General features: G+C 66.9%; 20 protein-coding genes and 1 pseudogene. 16 read left to right on the top strand and 5 right to left on the bottom strand.

The window, feature by feature from the left end:
* Positions 1-74 precede the first annotated feature (74 nt).
* Positions 75-1,352: a lipid IV(A) 3-deoxy-D-manno-octulosonic acid transferase gene (gene waaA, locus IM760_RS05135; RefSeq protein ID WP_138772730.1), complete on the top strand. Its 1,278-nt coding sequence runs from the start codon at positions 75-77 to the stop codon at positions 1,350-1,352.
* Here waaA and IM760_RS05130 read toward each other — a convergent pair.
* A complete protein-coding gene (locus IM760_RS05130; protein WP_204427463.1) occupies positions 1,298-2,725 on the bottom strand; it encodes a TolC family outer membrane protein in 1,428 nt (475 codons plus the stop codon). The genes waaA and IM760_RS05130 overlap by 55 nt on opposite strands.
* 243 nt (positions 2,726-2,968) lie before the next feature.
* Between IM760_RS05130 and thiC the strand changes: the two genes are divergently transcribed.
* The 4 genes from thiC (at position 2,969) to cpdA (ending at position 6,943) form a co-directional block, all read left to right on the top strand.
* Positions 2,969-4,846 (top strand): phosphomethylpyrimidine synthase ThiC, encoded by a 1,878-nt coding sequence (gene thiC / locus IM760_RS05125; RefSeq protein ID WP_262730543.1) that lies wholly within the window; start codon positions 2,969-2,971, stop codon positions 4,844-4,846.
* The gene (locus IM760_RS05120) at positions 4,839-5,465 is read left to right on the top strand and encodes an NUDIX domain-containing protein (RefSeq protein ID WP_204427462.1); all 627 of its coding nucleotides are present in this window, start codon (positions 4,839-4,841) and stop codon (positions 5,463-5,465) included. The genes thiC and IM760_RS05120 overlap by 8 nt, the downstream gene beginning before the upstream one ends.
* On the top strand, positions 5,462-5,920 hold the full coding sequence (locus IM760_RS05115; RefSeq protein ID WP_204427461.1) for a DUF1249 domain-containing protein: 459 nt from the start codon (positions 5,462-5,464) through the stop codon (positions 5,918-5,920). Before IM760_RS05120 ends, IM760_RS05115 begins: the two co-directional genes overlap by 4 nt.
* A gap of 216 nt (positions 5,921-6,136) precedes the next feature.
* Positions 6,137-6,943 (top strand): 3',5'-cyclic-AMP phosphodiesterase, encoded by an 807-nt coding sequence (gene cpdA, locus IM760_RS05110; protein ID WP_228234623.1) that lies wholly within the window; start codon positions 6,137-6,139, stop codon positions 6,941-6,943.
* Here the strand turns inward: cpdA and IM760_RS05105 are convergent.
* A complete protein-coding gene (locus IM760_RS05105) occupies positions 6,937-8,583 on the bottom strand; it encodes a Na/Pi cotransporter family protein (protein ID WP_204427460.1) in 1,647 nt (548 codons plus the stop codon). The genes cpdA and IM760_RS05105 overlap by 7 nt on opposite strands.
* Positions 8,584-8,742: 159 nt before the next feature.
* On the opposite strand from IM760_RS05105, the gene IM760_RS05100 reads away from it, so the two are divergent.
* The 4 genes from IM760_RS05100 to IM760_RS05085 all read left to right on the top strand — a co-directional run bounded on the left by IM760_RS05100 (position 8,743) and on the right by IM760_RS05085 (position 14,517).
* Positions 8,743-9,327: a YqiA/YcfP family alpha/beta fold hydrolase gene (locus IM760_RS05100; RefSeq protein ID WP_204427459.1), complete on the top strand. Its 585-nt coding sequence runs from the start codon at positions 8,743-8,745 to the stop codon at positions 9,325-9,327.
* A 28-nt stretch (positions 9,328-9,355) separates the two neighbouring features.
* Positions 9,356-11,242 (top strand): DNA topoisomerase IV subunit B, encoded by a 1,887-nt coding sequence (parE, locus tag IM760_RS05095; protein ID WP_204427458.1) that lies wholly within the window; start codon positions 9,356-9,358, stop codon positions 11,240-11,242.
* 96 nt (positions 11,243-11,338) lie between these two features.
* Positions 11,339-13,579: a DNA topoisomerase IV subunit A gene (gene parC / locus IM760_RS05090; protein ID WP_204427457.1), complete on the top strand. Its 2,241-nt coding sequence runs from the start codon at positions 11,339-11,341 to the stop codon at positions 13,577-13,579.
* A gap of 53 nt (positions 13,580-13,632) precedes the next feature.
* On the top strand, positions 13,633-14,517 hold the full coding sequence (locus tag IM760_RS05085) for an acyltransferase (protein WP_204427456.1): 885 nt from the start codon (positions 13,633-13,635) through the stop codon (positions 14,515-14,517).
* A gap of 4 nt (positions 14,518-14,521) precedes the next feature.
* On the opposite strand, the gene IM760_RS05080 is transcribed toward IM760_RS05085, so the two are convergent.
* Positions 14,522-15,256 carry a TIGR04219 family outer membrane beta-barrel protein gene (locus IM760_RS05080; protein ID WP_204427455.1) on the bottom strand — a complete coding sequence of 245 codons (735 nt, stop codon included), beginning with the start codon at positions 15,254-15,256 and terminating at the stop codon, positions 14,522-14,524.
* 151 nt (positions 15,257-15,407) lie between these two features.
* Between IM760_RS05080 and IM760_RS05075 the strand changes: the two genes are divergently transcribed.
* The 6 genes and pseudogenes from IM760_RS05075 to IM760_RS05055 all read left to right on the top strand — a co-directional run bounded on the left by IM760_RS05075 (position 15,408) and on the right by IM760_RS05055 (position 21,368).
* The gene (locus tag IM760_RS05075) at positions 15,408-15,944 is read left to right on the top strand and encodes a DUF2058 domain-containing protein (protein ID WP_204427454.1); all 537 of its coding nucleotides are present in this window, start codon (positions 15,408-15,410) and stop codon (positions 15,942-15,944) included.
* 11 nt (positions 15,945-15,955) lie between these two features.
* Entirely contained in the window at positions 15,956-16,786 is an 831-nt protein-coding gene (locus IM760_RS05070; protein WP_204427453.1) for a CvfB family protein, read from the top strand.
* Between the two features lie 50 nt (positions 16,787-16,836).
* Positions 16,837-17,067, top strand: coding sequence for a hypothetical protein (locus tag IM760_RS18825; protein ID WP_239549618.1), 231 nt, complete (start codon positions 16,837-16,839; stop codon positions 17,065-17,067).
* A complete protein-coding gene (locus IM760_RS19070; protein WP_338021370.1) occupies positions 17,010-17,603 on the top strand; it encodes a helix-turn-helix transcriptional regulator in 594 nt (197 codons plus the stop codon). The genes IM760_RS18825 and IM760_RS19070 overlap by 58 nt, the downstream gene beginning before the upstream one ends.
* Before the next feature lie 379 nt (positions 17,604-17,982).
* Positions 17,983-20,322, top strand: a pseudogene (locus IM760_RS05060) (penicillin acylase family protein).
* 98 nt (positions 20,323-20,420) lie between these two features.
* Positions 20,421-21,368 (top strand): alpha/beta fold hydrolase, encoded by a 948-nt coding sequence (locus IM760_RS05055; RefSeq protein ID WP_204427452.1) that lies wholly within the window; start codon positions 20,421-20,423, stop codon positions 21,366-21,368.
* A 15-nt stretch (positions 21,369-21,383) separates the two neighbouring features.
* On the opposite strand, the gene epmA is transcribed toward IM760_RS05055, so the two are convergent.
* Positions 21,384-22,322, bottom strand: coding sequence for an EF-P lysine aminoacylase EpmA (gene epmA, locus IM760_RS05050; RefSeq protein ID WP_204427451.1), 939 nt, complete (start codon positions 22,320-22,322; stop codon positions 21,384-21,386).
* 14 nt (positions 22,323-22,336) lie between these two features.
* Positions 22,337-22,906 carry an elongation factor P gene (efp, locus tag IM760_RS05045; protein ID WP_204427450.1) on the bottom strand — a complete coding sequence of 190 codons (570 nt, stop codon included), beginning with the start codon at positions 22,904-22,906 and terminating at the stop codon, positions 22,337-22,339.
* Positions 22,907-22,959: 53 nt separating this feature from the next.
* Between efp and epmB the strand changes: the two genes are divergently transcribed.
* Positions 22,960-23,967 carry an EF-P beta-lysylation protein EpmB gene (gene epmB / locus IM760_RS05040; protein ID WP_204427449.1) on the top strand — a complete coding sequence of 336 codons (1,008 nt, stop codon included), beginning with the start codon at positions 22,960-22,962 and terminating at the stop codon, positions 23,965-23,967.
* The last annotated feature ends 63 nt before the right edge of the window (positions 23,968-24,030 follow it).

The raw sequence follows: 24,030 nt of genomic DNA, 5'->3' as shown, positions 1-24,030 counted from the left end.
CTCTACCTCGGTTCAATGCGCGGCTATGCTAGCATAGCCGGTCCGCTCTCTTCGCCGCTCTCGATGGATCGCACATGCGCGCTCTGTACACCCTGCTCTGGTACCTGTCCCTGCCTCTGCTGTTCCTGCGTCTTTGGTGGCGCGGCCGGCGCGCGCCCGCCTACCGGCAACGCTGGCGCGAGCGCCTGGCGCTGGGCTACCGGCGCGGCACCCTGAGCGGCAGCGTCTGGGTGCACGCCGTGTCGGTGGGCGAGACCCTGGCGGCGGCGCCGCTCATCGAGGGCCTGCTGGCGGCTCACCCGGATACCCCCCTGGTGGTGACCACCACCACGCCCACCGGCTCCGAGCGGGTGCGCGCCCTGTTCGGCGACCGCGTCACCCACGTGTACTGCCCGTGGGAGCTTCCCGGAGCCTACCGGCGCTTCCTGAACGCCTTCGACCCGCGCCTGGTGGTGATCCTGGAAACCGAGCTGTGGCCCAACCTGTGCGCCGCCGCCAAGGCCCGGGGGGCGAAGCTGCTGTTGATGAACGGCCGGCTCTCGGAGAAAAGCTACCGGGGCTACGCCAAACTGCCGCGCCTGGTGCGGCCCATGCTGGCGCGCTTCGACACCCTGGCGGTGCAGACCGAGGCGGAGGCGGACCGCTTCCAGGCCCTGGGGGCGAGCCGGTCGCAACTGGTGGTCAACGGCAGCGTCAAATTCGACCTGACCCTGGACCACGCGGTGCGCGACCGGGCCGCCGCCCTGCGCGCGCCCTGGGGCGAGCGGCCGGTGTGGATCGCCGCCAGCACCCACCCGGGAGAGGATGAGATCGTGCTGGCCGCCCACCGCCGGCTGCGGGCCGCGCGGCCGGATGCCCTGCTGATTTTGGTGCCCCGTCATCCGGAGCGCTTCGACGACGTGGCCGGCCAGGTCCGCCGCGCCGGCCTGGGCCTCGCCCGGCGCAGCCGGGAGGAGGCGGTGGACGACGGCGTGGCGGTCTACCTGGCGGACACCATGGGCGAGCTGCTGATGCTGTTCGGCGCCGCCGATCTGGCCTTCGTGGGCGGCTCCCTGGTGCCGGTGGGCGGCCACAATCTGCTCGAACCCGCCGCCTGGGGTACGCCGGTGCTGACCGGGCCGGCGCTGCACAACTTCACCGCCATCGCCGCCCTGCTGGACGAGGCGGGGGCGCTTACGGTGGTGTCCGGGGAAGAGGAACTGGCGGCGGCGCTGGCCGCCCTCTACGACGACGCCGGCGAGCGCCGGCGTCGGGGGGAAGCGGCCGCCGGGGTGGTGGCCGCCAATCGGGGCGCGCTTCAGCGCGGGCTGAACATCTGCGCTTCGCTCTGGCCTTCCAGGTCCGGGTTGTAGAGGTCCAGGGTTTCCTGGCCGGACAGCCAGTCGTTCACCGCCACCAGATCCTCCACGTCCAGTTCGCCGGCGGCGGACTTCAGCGTCAGGGTGTCCAGGATGTAGTCGTAGCGGGCGTTGGCGTAGTCCCGCTGGGCGGCGTACAGCGCCTGCTGGGCGTTGAGCACGTCGACCACGTTGCGGGTGCCCACCTCGTAGCCGGACTGGGTCGCTTCCAGGGCGGAGCGGGTGGAGCGGATCGCCTGGCGGCGCGCTTCCACGCGCAGGGCGTCCGCTTCCACGGTGCGGTAGAAGGTGCGCGCCTGCTGGCTGATGTCGCGGATCGTCTGCTGGTACCGCTGGCCGGCGGCGTCGGCGAGCAGGGCCGCCTGCTTGCGCTGGCTGTTGAGGCCGCCACCGCGGAACAGCGGCACGGTTACTTCAATGCCGATAGTCTTTGAATTAGTGTCCGGTTGCGTCGAGTAGAATTGCGTGAGTTGATTGCCGGGGTCGCCCCCCGAGACGCTTGGATCGGTATTGTGGTTGTGTTGATACTCAGCGAACAACTGAACCTTTGGAAGCATGGCCCCCAGTTGTCGGTCGGCCGTAAAACCCGCTGCTTTGGCGCTGTAGCGGGCGGCGAGAATCTGCGGATTCTGGTACGCGGCCTTATCGATCCAGGCGTTCATTTTTGACGGTTGCGGCCCCTCCATCGGCAGATCGTCGCGCAACTCCGCCAGCGTCTCCCATTTACGACCAGTGAGTGTTTCTAACTGGTCGCGGGCGATATCGAATTCCTGCTCGGCGACGATCAGGTTCACCCGGGCCAGGTCGTAGGCGGCGCGCGCTTCTTCCACATCGGTGCTGGCCACCAGGCCCACATCGAAACGTTCCTGGGATTGTTCCAGCTGCCGGCTGATCGCCTTCTCCTCGGCCTGGGCGGACACCAGGGTGTCCCAGGCGCGCAGCACGCCGAAGTAGCCCTGCGCCACGCGCAGCACGAAATCCTGGCGGGACTGGTAGAACTCGGCCTGGGCTACGGAGGTCAGCGACTTGGCTTCCTTGTAGCCGTAGAAGGCATCCAGGCGGAACAGCGGTTGCGTTAGCGTCACCGAGGTGGAACGGGATCTACCGTCTATCTCCAGGTCACCCGTCGATTCGTAGGTTTGGTTGATTTCCGAATGGCGGTGGCTGGCATCGATGGTCGGCAGCAGCGCGGCCCGCCCCTGTACCAGCGTTTCCTGATCCGCTTCCCAGGTCTGGCGGTCGGCGCGCCAGGTACCGTCGTAATCCCAGGCGGCGTTGGCGACATTGGTGAGGTCCGCGGCCTGGGCGCCGCCCGCGGCCAGGGTGGCCAGCAGCAGACTCAGGGGCGTTATCGGGCTCCGCTTCATTGCATTGTCCATGGTTGGTAACGGTTTTTTTAAAGGTGAACTGGCCAGTATGGTAATGGCAAGTAAAAGGGATTGACACTCCTGTTGCCTACCGGTTCCGGTCACACGGGTGCGGTTGTTCGACTTTGAGGCGCTGGCGTATAGTGTTGGCGTTCGCCCAGCCCGTGTTGGGCCAGTGTCATGCTGGCCTTAACGACCGGCGGCGCCTTCCTCCCCACTTACACCACTGCCTGGAGGCCGACCGTGCCAGACGAGCAACGTCACGCCGTATCCAACGCCATTGATGAAGCCTGCCAACCCATCGCCGGTTCAAGAAAAATTTATGTGACCGGCAGCCGGCAGGACATCCGCGTCCCGATGCGTGAAATCCGTCAACATCCGACGCCCCTGGCCGGCGGCAAGTTCGAGGATAACCCGCCCCTGGCGGTTTACGATACCTCCGGTCCCTATACCGACCCGGATGCGAAGATTGATATCCGCAAGGGCCTGGAGCCGGTGCGCGCCGCCTGGATCGAGGAGCGCGGCGACAGCGAGCAGCTGGACGGCCTGACCAGCGAATACGGCCGCCGGCGCGCCCGTGACCTGGCCACCGAGGGGCTGCGCTTCCCGCATATTCGCGCACCGCGCCGCGCCAAGGCCGGCCGCAACCTGTCGCAGATGCACTATGCCCGCCAGGGTATCGTCACCCCGGAGATGGAATACATCGCCATCCGGGAAAATCAGAAGCTGCGTGAGCACCGCGACGCGGGCCTGCCCACCGATCAGCATCCCGGGCAGAGTTTCGGCGCCTCGATTCCCGCCGAGATCACCCCGGAATTCGTCCGTGACGAGGTGGCCCGTGGCCGCGCGGTGATTCCCGCCAACGTGAATCACCCGGAAATCGAGCCGATGATCATCGGCCGTAACTTCCTCACCAAGATCAACGCCAACATCGGCAACTCGGCGGTCACCTCCTCGATCGAGGAAGAGGTGTCCAAGATGACCTGGGCCACCCGCTGGGGCGGCGACACCGTGATGGACCTGTCCACCGGCCAGAACATCCACGAGACCCGCGAGTGGATCCTGCGCAACTCGCCGGTGCCGATCGGCACCGTGCCGATCTACCAGGCCCTGGAAAAGGTCAACGGCATCGCCGAGGACCTGACCTGGGAGATCTACCGGGACACCCTGATCGAGCAGGCGGAGCAGGGCGTGGATTACTTCACCATCCACGCCGGCGTGCTGCTGCGCTACGTGCCGATGACCGCCAACCGCACCACCGGCATCGTGTCGCGGGGCGGTTCGATCATGGCCAAATGGTGCCTGGCGCACCATACGGAGAGTTTCCTCTATACCCACTTCGAGGAAATCTGCGAGATCATGAAGGCCTACGACGTCACCTTCAGTCTGGGTGACGGCCTGCGGCCGGGTTCCCTGGCGGACGCCAACGACGAGGCCCAGTTCTCCGAGCTGCGCACCCTGGGCGAGCTCACCAAGATCGCCTGGAAGCACGACGTCCAGGTGATGATCGAGGGCCCCGGCCACGTGCCCATGCACATGATCAAGCAGAACATGGACGAGCAGCTCAAGCACTGCGACGAGGCGCCGTTCTACACCCTGGGGCCGCTGACCCTTGATATTTCCCCGGGCTATGACCACATCAGCAGCGCCATCGGTGCCGCCATGATCGGCTGGTATGGCACCGCCATGCTCTGCTACGTGACGCCCAAGGAGCACCTGGGGCTGCCCAACCGGGAAGACGTGAAGGAAGGCATCATCACCTACAAGATCGCCGCCCACGCCGCCGATCTGGCCAAGGGCCACCCGGGCGCCCAGCTGCGCGACAACGCTCTTTCCAAGGCGCGTTTCGAGTTCCGCTGGGAAGATCAGTTCAACCTGGGGCTGGACCCGGACCGGGCGCGGGCCTTCCACGACGAGACCCTGCCCAAGCAGGCGCACAAGGTGGCGCACTTCTGCTCCATGTGCGGGCCCAAGTTCTGCTCCATGAAGATCAGCCAGGAAGTGCGGGACACCTACGGTGACGGCCGCGCCCAGGTGGCGGAGGCGGAAGCCGGCATGGAGGAAAAGTCCCGGGAATTTCGTGAAAAAGGGGCGGAGATTTATCACAAAGCCAATGAATGATCCGAAACCGGTATTCACCGCCGAGGACGTGGAAATCCTGGAACGGGAAACGCCGTTCCAGGGTTTTTTTCGTGTTGAACGCCTGACCCTGCGTCACCGCCATTACCAGGGCGGCTGGGGCGCGCCGGTCAAGCGCGAGCTGTTCGTGCGGCCGCCGGCCGCGGCGGTGCTGCCCTACGATCCGGTGCGCGGCGAGATCCTGCTGGTCGAGCAGTTTCGCGTCGGCGCCCTGGAATGGCGCGACACCCCCTGGTGCCTGGAACTGGTGGCCGGCCTCGCCGACAAGGACGGCGAGCCGGTGGCCGACCTGGTGCGCCGGGAAGCGCTGGAGGAAGCCGGCGTGGAAATCGGCGAACTGCGTCCGGTGGCCCATTACATGCCCAGCCCCGGCGGCTCCAACGAACGCCTCCAGGTGTTCGTGGGCCGCGCCGATCTGAGCGGCGCCGGCGGCATTCACGGGGTGGCCGAGGAGGGCGAGGACATCCGCGTGGTGGTGCAGCCGGTGTCCGCCATCGAGGCGCTGCTGCAAAGCGGTCGGGTGGACAACGCCGCCTCGCTGATCACCCTGCAGTGGCTGCTGCTGCACCGCGAGGCCCTGGATCGGGAGTGGCGGTCATGAGCAACGCCCGCCGCTACCGGCTGAACTTTCGCGACCTGATGGCCCAGTGCGAATCCAACTACGCCCGCCTGCTGCCGTTTATCCGCGCCCTGGGCGAACGGGACAGCCTGGATCTGGCGCTTGGCCGCGGGCGCCCGCGCACCGTCCACATCCGCGTGCTGGAACGCTCGCCCTACACCACCACCCTGCGCCTGCAGGACCAGGCCCTGCACGACGCCATGCCGGCGCCGCGCCTGACCGTGCGGCTCTATCACGACGCGCGGCTTGCCGAGGTCACCGAGGCCAGCCCGTTCCGCCGCGTGCAGGCCCGCTACCCCTATCCCAACTCGCAGATGCACCAGCGCGACGAGAAGGCCCAGTGGAACCGCTTTCTCGGTGAGTGGCTGGCCCATGTGCACGACCACGGCCGCGACGCCGCGCCGCCCTGGCGCCGCTCCGGCACCACCGGCGACTGACTGCGGATTGGTTCCGGAATCCGAACGCCCTTCCTGGCAAACCGCCACCATCTTCGCTATAACCGTACCCGACGATAATCATAGGGCCGCTGGTCTCCCCGGGGAGGATGCCGGCGGTTTTTGACTGGGGGCCCGCGGTGGCGTCGCCACGAACGCGGGGATCACGACGATCTTGACCAAGACCATCTTGATTGAGAAAAGGACGGGAGCGGGGCTTTGACGCAACCGGTGCAACCGCTGCGCATGGTGCAGTTGTCCGATTTTCACCTGTTCGCGGACCGCGACGGCAGGTTGCTGGGTCTGAACACGCAGTTCAGCCTGGAGAAAGTGCTTGAGCGGGTGCGCCAGGAGCGCCCGGTGCCGGATTTCGTGGTCGCCACCGGCGACCTGTCCCAGGACGGTTCCTACCCATCCTATCAACGCCTGGAAGAAACCCTGGCGGTGCTCGAGGCACCGATCTACTGGCTGGAAGGCAACCACGACAAGCCGGCCCCGATGCTGCGTGCCCTGAGTGGCCAGGCCGGTCGCATCAGCCCGTGCGTGGCGGAGGAGGGGCCCTGGACCCTGGTGCTGCTCGATTCCACCATTCCCGGCGAGGTGCCCGGAGAACTGTTCGACGACGATCTCAGCTTTCTCGACCAGGCGCTGGCGTCGGCGCGGGGCGAGCACGTGCTGGTGTGTCTGCATCATCATCCGGTGCCGATGGGCAGCCGCTGGCTGGACACCCAGCTGGTGGCCAGCGCCGAGCGGTTCTTTGCGGTGATCGACGCCCATCCCCGGGTGCGTGGCATTCTCTGGGGCCATGTGCACCAGGAGTACGACGCCGAGCGCAACGGTGTGCGCCTGCTGGCGGTGCCCAGCACCTGCGTGCAGTTCAAACCCGGCAGCGACGACTTCGCGGTGGACGACGCCAGCCCCGGCTACCGCTGGCTGGATCTGTGGCCGGACGGCCGCATCGACACCGCCGTGAGCCGGGTGGAAGGCATCGAGTTCAACGTCGATCTCACCGTGAAAGGTTACTGAGGGGCCGGTCGCCCTCGCCGGTCGCCCTCGTCCTCCAGCCCTTCCAGGGCGGTAAACGCCACCGCGCAGAACAGTGAATTCAGGCGCTTCATGTCGCCGATCAGCTCCAGATGCAGGGAGCTGGTCTCGATGCTTTCCACCACCTTGCGATGCAGCCGCTCCAGATGGGCGTGGGACAGCTGACGCTGGCGGGCGCGGAAGCGGTTCTTCTCCATCAGCAACTGGCGGGCGCTTTCCTCGTCGCCGCTGAGAAACACGGACAGGCCCAGTCGCAGGTTGGCCTTGAGCAGACCATGCAGGTCGATCAACTCCTGCAGACCGCTGTCGGAGAACGAGCGGCGGCGGGCGGTCTTGCGGTCGCGCACCTTCTCCATCATGTGCTCCATCTGATCGCCGGCCTGCTCCAGGTTGATGCTCATCTCCACCACCTGGGACCAGCGGCGCCGGTCGCTCTCCTGCAGCTGGGCCCGGGACACCCGGGCCAGGTACAGTTTGATGCCGGTGTACAGCTCGTCCAGTTCGTCGTCCAGGGCGCCCAGGTCGCGGTCGCTGCCCACCCGCTCGTTGCGCAGCGCCTCGACGATGGCGTCGAGCATGGTTTCCACGGTGTCGCCCATGCGCAGCACCTCGCGGGTGGCGTTGGCCAGGGCCAGCCGCGGCGTGTCCAGGGCATCCGGGTCCAGGTGGCGCGGCCGGGCGCGGTCATCGGCGCCGTCCGGGCGGTCCGGCATCAGCCGCCGGGTAAGCCGCGCCATGGGGCCGGTGAGCGCCAGAAACAGCACGCAGCGCAGCCCGTTGTAGGCCACGTGAAAGCCAATCACCAGGTCTTGGTTGTCGAACGGCAGGGCCGGCATCCGCTGCGCCAGCAGCGGAATTAACGGCAGCACCAGGGCCAGGCCGAGCAGTTTGAACAGCAGATTGCCCAGCGCCACCCGGCGCCCGGCCACGTTGTGCAGGCTGGTGTTCATCAGCGCCAGCAGGCCGCTGCCCACGTTGGCGCCGACCACCAGTGACAGCGCCACCGGCAGCGACAGCACGTCGGTGGCGGCCAGGGTGGCGGTGAGCAGCACCGCCGCCAGGCTCGACCAGGTGATCAGGGTGAACAGGGCGCCCACCAGGGCGTCCAGCAACAGGTCACCGGTCAGAGACGCGAACAGCACCTGCACGCCGCGGGCCTCGGTGATCGGCCCCATGGCGGTGATGATCTGTTCCAGGGCCATCAGAATCAGGCCCAGGCCCAGGGCCACCCGGCCCAACTGACCGGCGCGGCTCTGCTTGCGCGACAGGAACAGCGGCACGCCGACGATCACCAGCAGCGGCGACAGCCACGACAGATCCAGGGTCAGCACCCGCGCCATCAGCGCGGTGCCCAGGTCGGCGCCGAGCAGAATCGCCAGCGCCGTGGCCAGTGGCATCAGGCCGTCGGCGACGAAGCCGCTGGCCAGCAGGGCGGTGGCGTTGCTGCTCTGCACCAGGGCGGTGACACCGGTGCCGGCGCCGAACGCCACCACCCGGTTCATGCGCCCGCCCAGCCAGCGCCGCAGCCGCGCGCCGTACACGCGCAACACGCCGGTGCGCACGATGTGCGTGCCCCAGACCAACAGTGCCACCGCGGACACCAGGTGCATCAACGTCAGCATGGCATGCCTTGGTGGCGGCCTCCTTGATCAACGATTGTCATAAAACGGTTATAGCACGGCACGGGCGGCGGCGGGGACCGACCTTTGGCGGGAGGGAGTGGCCGGGCGTGGCCGGGCCCGGTACCCTTGGCGTCCGATTCCGCAGCCCACGGCGAAACCATGAGCGTACCGGCCACCAGCCTGATCTACATCCACGGGTTCAACAGTTCGCCGGCCTCGTTCAAGGCCGGCGTGCTGCGCCGGGTGTTCGAGCAAGCCGGCGCCGCCGACCGGCTGCACATCCCGGCCCTGCCCCCGGAACCGCGCCGCGCCATGGCGCTGCTGGAAGCCACCCTGGCCGCCGCCGGCCCCTGTGCGCTGCTCGGTTCGTCCCTGGGCGGCTTCTACGCCACCTGGCTGGCCGCGCATCATGACCTGCGCGCGGCGCTGGTCAATCCGGCGGTGCGGCCCTGGCGACTACTGGACAAATACACAGGTATCAATCATAACTACCACACCGGCGAGGCCTACCGGCTCGACCCGGCCTGGGTGGCGCAGCTGCGCCATTACGAGGTGCCGGTGATCGAGCGGCCGGAGCAGCTGCTGCTGCTCACCCAGACCGGCGACGAATCCCTGGACTGGCGGGACGGCTGGGAATACTACGCCGACTGCCACCTCTACCGCGGGCTGGGCGGCAGTCACGGCTTTGATGACTTCGACGCCTTTGTTCCGCTAGTGTTGCGCTTTTGCGGAATAGAGCTGTAACCCGCCCGCGGCGTTTTTTAGGACATCTATGAGCAACACCTATACCTCTGAAAACATCGAGGTCCTCTCGGGCCTGGAACCGGTGCGCAAACGCCCGGGCATGTACACCGACACCAGCCGTCCCAACCACCTGATCCAGGAAGTGGTGGACAACTCCGTGGACGAGGCCCTGGCCGGCCACGCCAAGAGCATCCGCGTGACGCTGCTGGCGGACGGCGGCATCGAGGTGGAGGACGACGGCCGCGGCATGCCCGTGGACCCGCACCCGGTGCAGAAGAAGCCCGGCGTGGAAGTGATCCTCGCCACCCTGCACGCCGGCGGCAAGTTCTCCAACAAGAACTACCAGTTCTCCGGCGGCCTGCACGGGGTCGGCGTGTCGGTGGTCAACGCCCTGTCGAAGAAGCTGGAAGTACTGGTCAAACGGGACGGCCAGCTGCACCGAATGGAATTCGGCGGCGGCGAGAAAGTCAGCGACCTGGAAGTGATCGACACGGTGGGCAAGCGCAACACCGGCACCATCATGCGCTTCTGGCCGGACGAGAAATACTTCGACTCGCCGAAGATTTCGGTGTCGCGCCTGCGCCATTTGCTGCGCGCCAAGGCGGTGCTGTGCCCGGGGCTGAACGTGACCCTGGACAACAAGCAGACCGGGGAAAGCGAAACCTGGGAATTCGCCGACGGCCTGGTGGAATACCTGATGGACAGCACCCGGGGCTGGGAGCGGGTGCCCGCCGAGGCGTTCGACGGCGCCATGAGCGCCGACACCGAAGCGGTGGACTGGGCGGTGGTGTGGCTGCCGGAAGGCGGCGAGCTGGTCACCGAGTCCTACGTCAACCTGATCCCCACCGCCCAGGGCGGCACCCATGTGAACGGCCTGCGCTCCGGGCTGCTGGAAGCGATGCGCGAATTCTGTGAATTCCGCAACCTGCTGCCGCGTGGCGTCAAGCTGACCCCGGAGGACATCTGGGACCGGGCCTGCTACGTGCTCAGCGTGAAAATGCAGGACCCCATGTTCGCCGGCCAGACCAAGGAGCGGCTCAGCTCCCGGCAGACCGCGCCGTTCGTGTCCGGGGTGGTCAAGGACGCCTTCTCCCTGTGGCTGAACCAGCACACCGATGAAGCCGAGCGGCTTGCCGAGCTGTGCATCAACAACGCCCAGAAGCGCCTGCGCGCCGCCAAGAAGGTGACCCGCAAGAAAGTGGTCAGCGGCCCGGCGCTGCCCGGCAAGCTGGCGGACTGCACCAGCGACGACCCGGCGCAGACCGAGATTTTCCTGGTGGAAGGGGACTCCGCCGGCGGCTCCGCCAAGCAGGCCCGTGATCGGGTTTATCAGGCGATCATGCCGCTGCGCGGCAAGATCCTGAACACCTGGGAGGTGGACCCGGCGGAAGTACTGGGCAGCCAGGAAATCCACGACATCGCCGTGGCCCTGGGTATCGAACCCGGCAGTGACGATCTCACCGGTCTGCGCTACGGCAAGGTGTGCATCCTGGCCGACGCGGACTCCGACGGGCTGCACATCGCCACCCTGCTGTGCGCCCTGTTCCTGCGTCACTTCCCGTCGCTGGTGCGTGGCGGCCATGTGTTCGTGGCGATGCCGCCGCTGTACCGCATCGACGTGGGCAAGGACGTGTACTACGCCCTCGATCAGGAAGAGCGCGCCGGCGTGCTGGACCGCATCAAGGCGGAGAAAAAGCGCGGCAAGGTCAGTGTTACCCGCTTCAAGGGCCTGGGCGAAATGAGCCCCATGCAGCTGCGCGAGACCACCATGGCCCGGGACACCCGGCGGCTGGTGCGCCTCAGCGTGGACGGCGCCGACGACACCCACCAGCTGATGGACATGCTGCTCAGCAAGAAGCGCGCCTCCGACCGCAAGGTCTGGCTGGAACAGAAAGGCAACCTGGCTGAAGTGTAAGACCGCTTGCACGTGACACGCTTTCACGCTGGCACGCAAAAAGCGTGGTGCGTGCTGGCGTGAAAGCGTGCAAGCCAACGAGCATAGCGAGTAATCATGGCTGACGATTTCGAAGATCTGTCCCTCCGGGACTACACGGAAAAAGCGTACCTGGACTATTCCATGTACGTGATCATGGACCGGGCCCTGCCGAAAATCGGCGACGGCCTGAAGCCGGTGCAGCGGCGCATCATCTACGCGATGAGCGAGCTGGGCCTGAAGAACACCGCCAAATACAAGAAGTCCGCCCGCACCGTGGGCGACGTGCTGGGTAAGTTCCACCCCCACGGCGATTCCGCCTGCTACGAAGCCATGGTGCTGATGGCGCAGCCGTTCAGCTACCGCTATCCGCTGGTGGACGGGCAGGGCAACTGGGGCAGCCCGGACGATCCCAAGTCGTTCGCCGCCATGCGTTACACCGAATCCAAGCTGGCCCCGTACGCGGAAGTGCTGCTCTCCGAACTGGGCCAGGGCACGGTGGAATGGGTGCCCAACTTCGACGGCACCATGGACGAGCCCAAGCTGCTGCCGGCGCGTCTGCCCAATGTGCTGCTCAACGGCACCACCGGCATCGCCGTGGGCATGAGCACGGACATTCCGCCCCACAACCTGAAGGAAGTGGCGCGGGCCTGCATACACCTGCTCAAGGACCCGGGCGCGTCGCTGGACGATCTGCTGGAACACATCCAGGGCCCGGACTTTCCCACCGAAGCGGAAATCGTCACGCCCCGCAACGACATCATCCGCATGTACGCGGAAGGCAAGGGCAGCCTCAAGCAGCGCGCCGTTTACGAGCGCGAGGAAAACGACATCGTGGTCACGGCGCTGCCCTACCAGGTGTCCGGCGCCAAGGTGCTGGAGCAGATCGCCGACCTGATGCAGAAGAAAAAGCTGCCCATGGTCAGCGACCTGCGCGACGAGTCCGACCACGAAAACCCCACCCGCCTGGTGATCACGCCACGCTCCAACCGGGTGGACGTGGAACAGCTGATGAGCCACCTGTTCGCCAGCACCGACCTGGAGAAAAACTACCGGGTCAATCTGAACATGATCGGCATCGACGACCGGCCCCAGGTGAAAAGCCTGGACACCATTCTCAACGAATGGCTGCAGTTCCGGCTGGTCACCGTGCGCCGTCGCTTGCAGCATCGCCTGGACAAGGTGCTGGACCGGCTGCACATCCTGGAAGGTCTGCTGGCGGCGTACCTGAACATCGACGAGGTGATCGAGATCATCCGCCGGGAGGACGCGCCCAAGCCGGTATTGATGGAACGTTTCGGGCTCAGCGATCTGCAGGCGGAAGCGATCCTGGAGCTGAAACTGCGCCACCTGGCGAAGCTGGAGGAAATGAAGATCCGCGGTGAGCAGGACGAGCTCGCCGAGGAACGGGCGCACCTGCAGGCGACCCTGGATTCGCCGGCGAAAATGAAGAAGCTGATCGCCTCCGAACTGGAAGAGGACATGGAGAAATACGGCGACGAGCGCCGTTCTCCGCTGGTCGAGCGTGCCGAGGCCCGGGCCCTGGACGAAACCGATCTGGTGGGCGCCGACCCGGTCACCGTGGTGCTCTCCGAGAAAGGCTGGATCCGTGCCGCCAAGGGCCACGACGTGGACGCCGCCGGCCTCAGCTACAAGGCCGGCGACAAGTTCCTGGCCGCCGCCCAGGGCAAGTCCAATCAGCCGGTGTGTTTCCTGGACTCCACCGGGCGCAGCTATTCGTTGCCCACCCATACCCTGCCCAGTGCGCGCGGGCAGGGCGAGCCGCTGTCCGGCCGGGTCAGCCCGCCCTCCGGCGCGCACTTCGTGGCGGCGGTGATCGGCAAGGAAAAGGACGCCTACCTGATGAGCACCGATGCGGGCTACGGCTTTATCGTCCGCTACGGCGACCTGCTGGCCAACAAGAAAGCCGGCAAGAACGTGCTCAATGTGCCCAAGGGCGCCAAGGTGCTGGCGCCCTGCCGGGTGGCGGATCCGGACCGGGATCTGATCGCGCTGGTGTCCAACGAAGGCCGCCTGCTGGTGTTCCCGGTGCGCGACCTGCCGGAGATGGCCCGGGGCAAGGGCAACAAGATGATGGCGATTCCCTCCGCGCGGGTGGCGGACCGTTCCGAGTTCGTCCAGGACGTGCAGGTGCTGGGGCCCGAGGACCTGCTGGTGATCCGTGCCGGCAAGCGGCACCTGAGCCTCAAGCCCGGCGATCTGGAGCACTATCTGGGCGAGCGCGGCCGGCGTGGCGCCAAGCTGCCGCGCGGCTTCCAGAACGTGGACCTGCTGGAAGTGGAGCGGCGCGGTGATTAACGCGTGTTTTTCGGTATCATCCGCTTTGATCTGAGGAAAAGGAGCGTCGGCGGATGCGGGCCCTGTTGACCGGTATCGTCACTTTTTTGCTGTTGTTGCTGAACACCCTGGTACTGATCGGGCCGATGATGGCCATCGCGCTGCTGAAGCTGGTGGTGCCGGGAAAACGGAACAAGGCGCGGCTGTCCGCCGCGGTGATGTGGATCGCCGAGACCTGGGCGGAACTGTGCAAGGCGATCTTCGCCCTGATGACACCCACCCGGTGGGACATTCGCGGTGACGAGGGCCTGCGTCGGGACACCTCCTATCTGGTGGTCAGCAATCACCAGTCCTGGGTGGACATCGCCGCGCTGGTGCAGACCTTCAATCGCAAAACGCCATACTTCAAATTCTTTCTTAAAAAAGAACTGATCTGGGTGCCGTTTCTGGGGCTGGCGTTCTGGGCGCTGGATTACCCCTTCATGAAGCGCTACTCCAAGAGTCAGCTGGACAAGCGCCCGCACCTGAAGGGCAAGGATCTGGAGATCACCCGGGCCGCCTGCGAGAAGTTCGGCGACATGCCGGTGACGGTGGTGAATTTTCTGGAAGGCACCCGCTGCACGCCGGAAAAGCAGGCCCGGCAGAACTCGCCCTATGACCATCTGTTGCGGCCCAAGGCCGGCGGCGTGGCCTTCGTGCTGGCGGCCCTGGGCGACAATCTGGACGCCCTGCTGGACGTCACCGTGGTCTACCCGGGCGGCAAGCCGCCGGGCTTCTGGGCGTTGCTCAGCGGCCAGTTACCGAGGGTGATCGTGGACGTGCGCACCCTCAAGCTGGAGCCCTGGCTGTGGCAGGGCGATTACCAGGAAGACCGGCAGTTCCGGGCGCGGGTACAGAAATGGGTCAGCGCCCTGTGGGCGGAAAAGGATGCCCGCATCAAGGCGCTGAGGAAGGAGTAAGGCGTCAGAACGACAGCGTGGCCGCGATGTAAGGCCCGCCGATCTCCAGATCGGAATCCAGATCGCTCACGTCGTCCAGCTCCACTTCCAGGCGGGAATAGCCCGCTTCCACGCCGAGCAGAAAGTCCGAGCGCCAGCCCACGTAGGCGGAATAATCGCGCATGCCGCTGCCGTCGTACTCGATGGCGTTCACCTCACCGCCCACGTAGACGCCGGTCAGCGGCAGGTTGGCGCGGGCCGCCAGGTGACCCATGGGGAAGGTTTCCTCGGCACTCTGGGAGGCGCGCACGCCGGGGCCGGCAATGGTGAAGTCCGCGTCCATGCGGCGCACGGTCACGCCCAGATCCAGCTTCACCACGTTGTCCAGCGGCGTCCAGTAGAAGGTGCCGTCGAGAATATCCATGTCGTAGTCGGAGCTGACGTTGCCCGCGAAGGTCTGGCCGTCGAAGGTGATCGGGGTCGCCAGGGTGTTGCGGCCGTCGTCGGACAGGTCCATATGGCGCAGGCGCACATTGGGCAGAATCGGCACCGCGTGTTCCACGCCCAGGTACAGCACGGTCTGGCTGCCGTCGTCGTAGCCCAGGTCGTCTTCCATATCGATATCGGCGGAGCCGGAGGCGATGGTGCCGCTGGTTTCGGCGTTCCAGCTGTAGCCACCGAAATAAACGTCCACCAGCGGGGCGGCCTGAACGGCGGGAGCGGCGGCGGTCAGCGCGGCCAGCAGGGTAAGGCGTTTCATGATGTCGGTCCTTTTTTAGTCGGTATCGCGCCGCAGTATTGCATCGCGCGGGACCACTCAAAAGCCCGTTTAACCAGTGTTTTACCTTTCCTGTTCGAGCCTTTCACTTTCCTTTATGCTCGGTGGCCTGCGAACAGGACACGGACCGATCATGGCCAATTCTCTTCAGGACCAGCTCATGAAAGCGGGGCTGGCGGACAAAAAGCAGGCGCGCCGCGCCAAACAGGCGAAGCGCGAGGACGCCAACCGCGCCAAGCGGGGCGAGATCGAATTCGAGGACCCGGCGGAACGGGCGCGCCGCCAGCGCGCCGAGCAGGCGGAACGGGACCGGGCCCTGGCCCGGGAAAACCAGGAGCGCCAGCGCGAGAAGGAAATCGCCGCCCAGATCCGCCAACTGATCGAGCAGCACCGGCTGGCCCGCAACGACGCGGACCAGTCCTACCAGTTCGTGCAGGACAAGAAGATCAAGAAGCTCAACGTCACCGCCCGGCAGCAGGACCAGCTGGCCCGCGGGCTGATCGCCATCGTCGCCCTGGGTGACCGCCACGAACTGGTGCCGGCACCGATCGCCGAGAAGATCCGCCAGCGCGACGAGGCGGTGGTGGTGCTGCTCAACGAAAAGGGCACCGGCGTGGACGAGGACGACCCCTACGCGGATTACCCGATCCCCGACGATCTGATGTGGTGAGTAACGCCTCGATGGAAGATCAGCCCGCGGTAGGGGACGTGGCGGTACTGCCGGTGCGGCGCCGGGTGCGCGCCGGCCTGCTGCTGGACGGCGGCGCCCTGGGCGAAGTGCTGCTGCCGGACCGGGAGGTGGACGATGAAGTCACCGCCAAGGCGCTGCGCGTCTTTCTCTACGAAGACGGTGACGGCCAGGTGCGCGCCAGCGCCCGGCTGCCCCGTCTGCTGCCCGGTCAGGTGGGCCGGCTGCGGGTGGTGTCGGTGAGCCGGGTGGGCGCGTTTCTGGATTGGGGCCTGCCCAAGGATCTGCTGCTGCCCTTCGCCGAGCAGGGCAACCGTCCGGAGGTGGGCCGCTGGCAGACCGTGCGGGTGGTGCGCGACCGGGCCGGCCGGCTGTTCGCCAGCGCCCGCCTGGACCGCTGGCTGGAGGATATCTGCGACGCCTACGCCCAGGGCGACGCGGTGCCGCTGGTGGTGGTACAGCGCACCGAGCTGGGCTACAAGGTGGCGGTGGAGGACCGCTACTGGGGGCTGCTGGCGGAGGACGGCCAGCGCGACCTGAAGCCGGGCCAGCGGCTGACCGGCTATGTGCAGCGGCTGCGCACGGACCGGCGCCTGAGCCTGTCCGCCAACCCGCCCGGCGCCGCCAAGCGCGAGGGGGTGGCGGAGCGGGTGCTGCAGCGCCTGCGCCAGGAAGACGGCTTTCTGCCTCTGGGCGACAAAAGTCCGCCGGACGACATTCGCGCCGCCTTCGGCTGCAGCAAGAACGCCTTCAAGCAGGCCATCGGCAAGCTGTACAAGGACGGCGAAATCGTTATCGAGCCGGCCGGCATTCGCCTGCGCTGAAGCCACGCCGGCCCCCGGAATCCCAATAACAACGTCTCGGGAAGCGAACCATGGCGCAGCAGAATCGCCTCTACGTGTGGGACGACCGCTTTCTTTATCTGACCGGCGGCATCGTCTCCGGGCTGACCCAGCGCCACACTCTGACCCTGCTGGTCTCGCTGGGTGACCAGGGCTTCGAATTGGGGACGCCCAGGGCCAGCGGCAACGGTTCACCGCCGCCCTGGTGGGCAACCAGACGCCGCGCTCCCTGGACGCCGGCCTGGAGCCGCTGCTGTCGCTGAACTTCGACCCGCAAAGCTACGAATACCACTGTCTGGCGGCCATGCTGGGCCGCCGGCCGGTGCGCTCGGTGATTCTGATGCCCGACCGGGTCGACCACGAGGCGGTGCGCGCCGCCGGCGAAGGCCGGCTGGAGCCGGCCGGCCTGTTCCGGCTGACCACCGCCCTGCCCAGGGCGCTGAGCGACTACCGGCCGATTCGCATGCCCATGGACATGCGCGTCAGCCACATCGCCCAGAAGATCAAGAAAGAGCTGCCGCTCACCAGCACCCTGGAGCAGCTGGGCGCCGAGGTGGGCCTGTCCGCCCACCGGCTGCGGCATCTGTTCTCCGACAAGCTGGGCATCTCCATCAAGAGCTACACCCTGTGGGCGCGCATGCGCCGGGCGGTGGAGCTGATCGCCCAGGACGAGCCGTTGTCCATGGTGGCCCACGACGTGGGGTTCTCCGACGCCGCCCACCTGACCCGCACCCTCAAGCAATTCTTCGGGCTGACGCCCTCATTCCTGGCCCGTGGGATGGAAGTGCGCATGCTGTAGGGCCTGTTCACCCTACTTGCATTACGCCTGTTGTGGCTAAAAACCCACCCATCAAGGCACGAGGAGAGAAGTTTGGTGGCGCCAAATGAACGACGAGTAACGCGGAGGGGTGGTTTTTTAGCCACAACCCGAAGGGCTGGCGCCCTTTTGGCCTCCAGCGTCGTTGTCGGTCGCTTATTTGGAATGACCAAACCGCGCTCCCTCCGCCTAGCTGGAGACCAAAATGACATCCAGCAGGCGTGATGCAAGTAGTGTGAACAGGCCCTGGCGCCGCTTCCCGGAATAGCCGCTGCGTTCAAGTCCCGGTTCCGGGTTTTGACGTAGGCTTTCCGGTCTGGAGGCCCGCGGCCTCCACATAACAACAACTCGGGAGACCACAATGATCACTTCCTTTCGACCCCCGCGCTGGTCGCGCGGCGTCGTGCTCGGCCTGGCCGTGGCCCTGGCCGCCTGCGGCGGCGACAGCAGCAGCCATCACGGCGAGGACGCCAAGGCCTATCAGGCCACCATCGAACGTACCACCTACGGCATTCCCCATATCACCGCCGACAGCTATGGCGGGGTGGGCTATGGGCATGGCTATGCCATCGCCGAGGACAACCTTTGCGTGCTGGCCGACGCCTTCGTGACGTTCCGTGGCGAGCGTTCCCGCTATTTCGGGCCGGACGCCGAGGCCGCGCCCATGGGCACCTTCGGCAGCCCGAACAACCGGGACGCGGACTTCTTCTTCCGCTTCGTGGTCAACGACGACCAGGTGGACAGCTTCCGCTCCGTCCAGCCCGCCGACGTGCGGCAACTGTCCGAGGGCTTCGCCGCCGGTTTCAGCCGCTATGTGCGGGAAGTGAAGGCCGGCCAGCACGCCGGCCGGCATCTCACCTGCCGGGACGAGCCCTGGTTGGACACCATCACCGACCAGGACGTGTTCCGGCGTCTGGTGGCCCTGAACCTGGCCGCCAGCAGCGCCAACCTGCTGGAGGAAATCGTCAACGCCCAGCCGCCGGTCGCCAGCGGCAACACTCTGGTGCGCGGCGCCGGTGAGGCGTCCGATGACAACGAGCACCGTTTCTGGGTCGGTGGCGAGGAAGGCATCGGCAGCAACACCCTGGCGTTCGGCGCCGACGCCACCGACTCCGGCGGCGGTCTGTTGTTCGCCAACCCGCACTGGTACCTGGAAGGCGTGGACCGCTTCTATCAGCTGCAACTCACCATCCCCGGCGAACTGAACGTGTCCGGTGTTTCCATCATGGGCGCGCCCATGGTGCTGCTCGGCTTCAACAACAACATCGCCTGGGCGCACACCGTGTCCACCGCCCGGCGCTTTACCCCCTACCTGCTGCAAATGGCCGACGCCACCCACTACATGAAAGACGGGCAGCCGAAGGCCCTGGAGGCGGTGGAGATCACCATCCAGGTGAAACAAACGGACGGTTCCCTGCTGCCGGAAACGAAAACCCTGTATCGGTCCGAGTAGGGGCCCATGGTCGATTTCGGCAACCCGCAGCTGCCGCCCTGGAGCAGCAGCACCGCCATCACCCTGCGCGACATCAACCTGGAAAACACCCAGTCGTTCCAGAACTTCCTGGCGTTCGACCAGGCCGAATCCCTGGATGACTTCTTTGCCGCCATCAATGAGCACGTGGGCATTCCCTGGGTGAACACCACCGCCATCGGCCGGGGCGACGAACGGGCGCTGTATTCCGACATCACCGCCGTGCCCAATGTACCGGACAGCCTGCTGGGCACCTGCCAGATCGCCGCGCTGGCCCCCGGCCTGCCGCTGCTGAACGGCGCCACCTCCGCCTGTGATTGGCAGCAGGACGAGGACGCGGTGCTGCCCGGCGCCTTCGGCCCGGCCAACCTGCCTCACCTGTTCCGCCGCGACTACGTGGCCAATATGAACGACAGCTACTGGCTGACCAACGCCAACGCGCCGCTCACCGGCTACGCCGCCATCAGCGGCCAGGAAGACTATGCGCAGAGCCTGCGCAGCCGCCTGGGCCACACCCTGGTGGAAGACCGCTTCAACAGCCGCGACGGCTTCGCCGGTTCCCAGATCAACAGCACCCGCCTGCGCGATATCGTGCTCAACAGCCGTGTGCTGAGCGCTGAACTGCTCAAGGAACCGGTGCTGTCGGCGGTCTGTGGAGGCACCCTGAGTGGCGATGAACAACAGGCCTGCCAGGTGCTGCAGAACTGGGACAACACCGGCAATCTGGACGCGGTGGGTGCCCATGTGTGGAGCGCCATCTGGCAGGGCCTGATGGACGTGACCGATCTGTACGCGGTGCCGTTCGACGCCAATGACCCGGTGCATACGCCCTCCGGCCTGAACAGCGACAGCCAGGTGCTGGACGAGGTGCGCCAGGCGTTCTCCGACGGCGTGGCCGCCGTGGTCAACAGCGGCGACGCCCTGGACGCGCCCCTGGGCGAGGTGCAGCGCTACGCCAAGGCGGGCACCGACATCCCGCAATACGGTGGCGAGGGTTACGAGGGGTACTTCACGGTGCTGCGTAACACCTACCTGCACGTGGTGGACTTCCCGGAAGGGGAGCCGGTGCGCGCCTTCACGCTGCTGTCCCACGGCGAGTCCACCGACCCGACCAGCCCGCACTACGCGGACTACACCGAGGCTTACTCCCGCAAGCAATGGCACCAGGTGCCGTTCACCCGGGAGCAAATCAAGAACGCGCGCATTTCCATTCTGGAACTGAGCGAGTAAAGCCTCCGGCCCATCGGGCCAGAATGCCCGGCGGCGCTTGTGGGCGCCGCCGGGCTTTTTTATGTTGTGCGCCTGTCCCCACTCAGAGAGAGGCGCCCATGGCCACCGGCACGGTGCAAAGCAACGGCATCGAACTGTTCTACGAAACCCGCGGTCCCGAGGACGGCATCCCGCTGATCTTCGTCATGGGGCTGTCCGCGCAACTGGTGTTCTGGCCGGAAGGCCTGCTGGACGCCCTGGCCAACCGGGGCTACCGGGTGATCGCCTTCGACAACCGCGACGCCGGCAAATCCACCCGCATCCGCGCCCCCTTCAAGTACGGCCCGCTGCAGGCGATGCTGCGCTACATGGTGGGCGCCCGGGTGCACGCGCCCTATACCCTGGACGATCTGGTGGCCGATACCTTCGGGTTGATGGACGCCCTGGGCATTGAGCGCGCCCATCTGGTGGGCGCTTCCATGGGCGGCATGGTGGTGCAGCTGGCCGCCGCCACCGACCCGGACCGGGTGCTCAGCGTCACCTCGATCATGTCCAGCACCAACAGCCCGTTCCTGCCGCCGCCGAAACCGACGGCGTTGAAAACCCTGGTGGCGCCCCGGGTGGAAATCGAAACCGTGGACCAGTACGTGGCGTTCGGTCTGGACATGATGGCGAAGCTGGGCGGGACCCTGGACCAGGGCCGCGAGGAGTTGGAGAACATGTTCCGGCGCAGCTGGGAGCGGGGCCTGAACCCGCGCGGCATCCGCAATCAGTTTCTCGCCATTCTCGCCACCGGCAACCTGACCAAACGCCTGAAACGGGTGCGCTGCCCGGCCCAGGTGATCCACGGCGGCGCCGATCCACTGATCCGCCCCGCCGGCGGCAAGGCCTCGGCGCGGGCCCTGCGCGGTGCCCGGCTGACCATCATCGACGGCATGGGCCACGACCTGCCGCCCTCGGCGCAGCCGCGCATCGCGGAATTGATCGCGGCCAACTGTGCCCGGGCCGGGGCCGTGGAGCGGCCGCCGCTGGCCGATGACGGCGCCGGGCAGGCGGCCGGGGGCTGAGCGCAGCGCGCCCGGTCAGGCCCGGTCGCGGGGAAACGGCCAGACCTGATCGATGCGCCCGGCGCCGCTGAGCGCCATGTGCAGTCGTTCCAGGCCCAGTGCCACGCCGCTGCACGGTGGCAGGCCGGCGCGCAGGGCGTCCAGCAGGTAGGGGTCCGGCGTCATCGGGCGCTTGCCGGCGGCCAGGCGTTTTTCGTTGTCCCGCGCGAAGCGCCGCGCCTGTTCGTCGGCGTCCAGCAGCTCCTGGTAACCGTTGGCCAGTTCCAGGCCGCGATGGTAGATCTCGAAGCGCCGCGCCACCGTGGCGCCGTCGTCGTCCCCGGCGGTTTGCGCCAGGGCCGCCGCCCAGCCGGGGAAATCCACCACCACCGTGATTACCGCCGGGTCCAGGGCCGGCTCCACCACCGTGGCCATCAGGTAGTCCACCGCCTGGGGGCCGGACAGCCCCGCCGGGGCGCCGGCTCCGGTGGCCCGGTCGGCCAGCGCCGCTGCCGTGGCCGTCAGCGGGTCCAGCCCGGTGACTTCCCGGAACAGTGCCCGGAAGCGGTGACGCTCGGCGCCGGCGGCGCACAGCGGCGTCAGCAGCGCCAGGCATTCGTCCACCAGGGCCTCCAGGTCGAAGCCGGGGCGGTACCATTCCAGCAGGGTGAATTCCGGGTTGTGGCGGGCGCCGGCCTCGCCGTCGCGAAAGGCCCGGGCGATCTGGTAGATCGGCCCGCTGCCGGCGGCCAGCAGCCGCTTCATGTGGTATTCCGGGGAGGTCTGCAGCCAGCCGTGGCCGGGCACTTCGATGGCGTCGATGTGCTCGTCGCTGACCGCGTGGGCGGCCAGCGACGGGGTGCTCACTTCCAGCACCCCGCGCGCATCGAAAAAGGCGCGCACCGTCCGCAGCAGGTCGGCGCGCGCCTTGAGGGCATCGAGGGCGGCGCCGGGCCGCCAGGATGCGTCGTTCATACGGCGTCCGGGGCTCAGTTCTTGATGCGGCCCACGTATTCGCCGGTGCGGGTGTCCACCTTGATCACCTCGCCTTCCTGCACGAACAGGGGCACCCGCACCACCGCGCCGGTGCTCAGGGTGGCCGGCTTGCCGCCGGTGCCGGCGGTGTCGCCCTTCACGCCCGGGTCGGTCTGGGTGATTTCCAGTTCCACGAAGTTGGGCGGGGACACGCTCAGCGGCTCACCGTTGTAGAGGGTGACCTCGCACATGTCCTCTTCCTTCAGCCATTGCTTGGCGTCGCCCACGGCGTCGGCGCCGGCGGGCTTCTGGTCGAAGGTGTTGGGGTCCATGAAGTGCCAGAATTCGCCATCGCTGTAGATGTACTGCATGGTGACGTCGAGCACGTCGGCGCCTTCCAGGCTGTCGCCGGACTTGAAGGTGCGTTCGATCACCTTGCCGGTTTTCAGGTTACGCAGTTTCACGCGATTGAAGGCCTGGCCCTTGCCCGGTTTGACGAACTCGTTTTCGATGATCGAACACGGGTCGCCGTCGAGCATGAGCTTCAAGCCGGATTTGAATTCGCTGGTAGAATAGCTGGCCATAGACTCTGATCCACTGTTGCGGGAATTTCCGGATGGCGTTGAAAAGGCTGGCCATGATAACTCAGGAGGCCGACGGTTGGCAGGTGCCCGATTGGCGCCGCCTGCAGGCGGACCTGATCACCGACGTGGCGGCGCTGTGCGAGGCGCTGGACCTGCGCCCGGAGCAGATACCCGGTGGCGTGGACGCCGACAGCGATTTTCCCCTGCGGGTGCCGCGCCGCTATCTGAGCCGCATCGAGCCCGGCAACCCGGACGATCCACTGCTGCGCCAGGTACTGGCCAGTGCCCGGGAGCGCGAGCCGGTGCCCGGCTACGGGCCGGACCCGCTGGAGGAGGCCGCCCACACGCCGGTGCCCGGGCTGCTGCACAAATACCACGGCCGCGCCCTGCTGGTGGTCACCGGCGCCTGCGCGGTGCACTGCCGCTACTGCTTCCGCCGTCACTTCCCTTACCAGACCCACCTGTCCGGGGGCCGCTGGAAGCAGGCGCTGGACTGGCTGCGCGCGCATCCGGACATCCGCGAGGTGATCCTCAGCGGCGGCGACCCGCTGACCCTGAGCAACGAGCGTCTGGCCGGGCTGCTGGAGGAACTGGCGGCGATTCCGCACCTGGACCGGCTGCGCTTCCACACCCGTACCCCGGTGGTGATCCCGGAGCGGCTCGACGACGGCCTGCTGGCCCTGCTGGACACACCGCGCTGGCGGGTCACCCTGGTGCTGCACGCCAACCACCCCCGCGAAATCGACCCGGATCTGTCCGAGCGCTGCCGGGCCCTGGCGCGGGCCGGGGTGACCCTGCTGAATCAGGCGGTGCTGCTGGCCGGGGTCAATGATCGGGTGGAAACCCTGGCGGGCCTGTCCGACGCCCTCCACGACGCCGGCGTGCTGCCCTATTACCTGCACCAGCTGGACGCGGTGGCCGGCGCCGCCCATTTCGCGGTGCCCGACCCGCGGGCCTTCGCCCTGCACCGGGCGTTGCGCGCCCGTCTGCCCGGCTTCCTGGTGCCGCGTCTGGCCCGCGAGGAACCCGGGGAAAGCGGCAAAACCGTGCTGAAAGGCTGATTTACAGCGCCGCCGCTTTGCCGTACGGTTTTTGTGAAACAGTTCACAAAAACGGCGGGTCAT

Origin of the sequence: Alloalcanivorax marinus (assembly GCF_016906305.1) — a bacterium.
GTDB classification, from domain to species: Bacteria; Pseudomonadota; Gammaproteobacteria; order Pseudomonadales; family Alcanivoracaceae; genus Alloalcanivorax; species Alloalcanivorax marinus.
Note: the sequence above shows the minus strand (reverse complement) of the source record. Positions and strands in the feature narration are given on the sequence as shown.

Coding starts and splice junctions, on each gene's coding strand:
- waaA (WP_138772730.1), top strand. CDS start 75: ATGCGCGCTCTGTACACCCTGCTCTGGTACCTGTCCCTGCCTCTGCTG.
- IM760_RS05130 (WP_204427463.1), bottom strand. CDS start 2,725: ATGAAGCGGAGCCCGATAACGCCCCTGAGTCTGCTGCTGGCCACCCTG.
- IM760_RS05120 (WP_204427462.1), top strand. CDS start 4,839: ATGAATGATCCGAAACCGGTATTCACCGCCGAGGACGTGGAAATCCTG.
- IM760_RS05115 (WP_204427461.1), top strand. CDS start 5,462: ATGAGCAACGCCCGCCGCTACCGGCTGAACTTTCGCGACCTGATGGCC.
- IM760_RS05105 (WP_204427460.1), bottom strand. CDS start 8,583: ATGCTGACGTTGATGCACCTGGTGTCCGCGGTGGCACTGTTGGTCTGG.
- IM760_RS05100 (WP_204427459.1), top strand. CDS start 8,743: ATGAGCGTACCGGCCACCAGCCTGATCTACATCCACGGGTTCAACAGT.
- parE (WP_204427458.1), top strand. CDS start 9,356: ATGAGCAACACCTATACCTCTGAAAACATCGAGGTCCTCTCGGGCCTG.
- parC (WP_204427457.1), top strand. CDS start 11,339: ATGGCTGACGATTTCGAAGATCTGTCCCTCCGGGACTACACGGAAAAA.
- IM760_RS05085 (WP_204427456.1), top strand. CDS start 13,633: ATGCGGGCCCTGTTGACCGGTATCGTCACTTTTTTGCTGTTGTTGCTG.
- IM760_RS05080 (WP_204427455.1), bottom strand. CDS start 15,256: ATGAAACGCCTTACCCTGCTGGCCGCGCTGACCGCCGCCGCTCCCGCC.
- IM760_RS05075 (WP_204427454.1), top strand. CDS start 15,408: ATGGCCAATTCTCTTCAGGACCAGCTCATGAAAGCGGGGCTGGCGGAC.
- IM760_RS05070 (WP_204427453.1), top strand. CDS start 15,956: ATGGAAGATCAGCCCGCGGTAGGGGACGTGGCGGTACTGCCGGTGCGG.
- IM760_RS18825 (WP_239549618.1), top strand. CDS start 16,837: ATGGCGCAGCAGAATCGCCTCTACGTGTGGGACGACCGCTTTCTTTAT.
- IM760_RS05055 (WP_204427452.1), top strand. CDS start 20,421: ATGGCCACCGGCACGGTGCAAAGCAACGGCATCGAACTGTTCTACGAA.
- epmA (WP_204427451.1), bottom strand. CDS start 22,322: ATGAACGACGCATCCTGGCGGCCCGGCGCCGCCCTCGATGCCCTCAAG.
- efp (WP_204427450.1), bottom strand. CDS start 22,906: ATGGCCAGCTATTCTACCAGCGAATTCAAATCCGGCTTGAAGCTCATG.
- epmB (WP_204427449.1), top strand. CDS start 22,960: ATGATAACTCAGGAGGCCGACGGTTGGCAGGTGCCCGATTGGCGCCGC.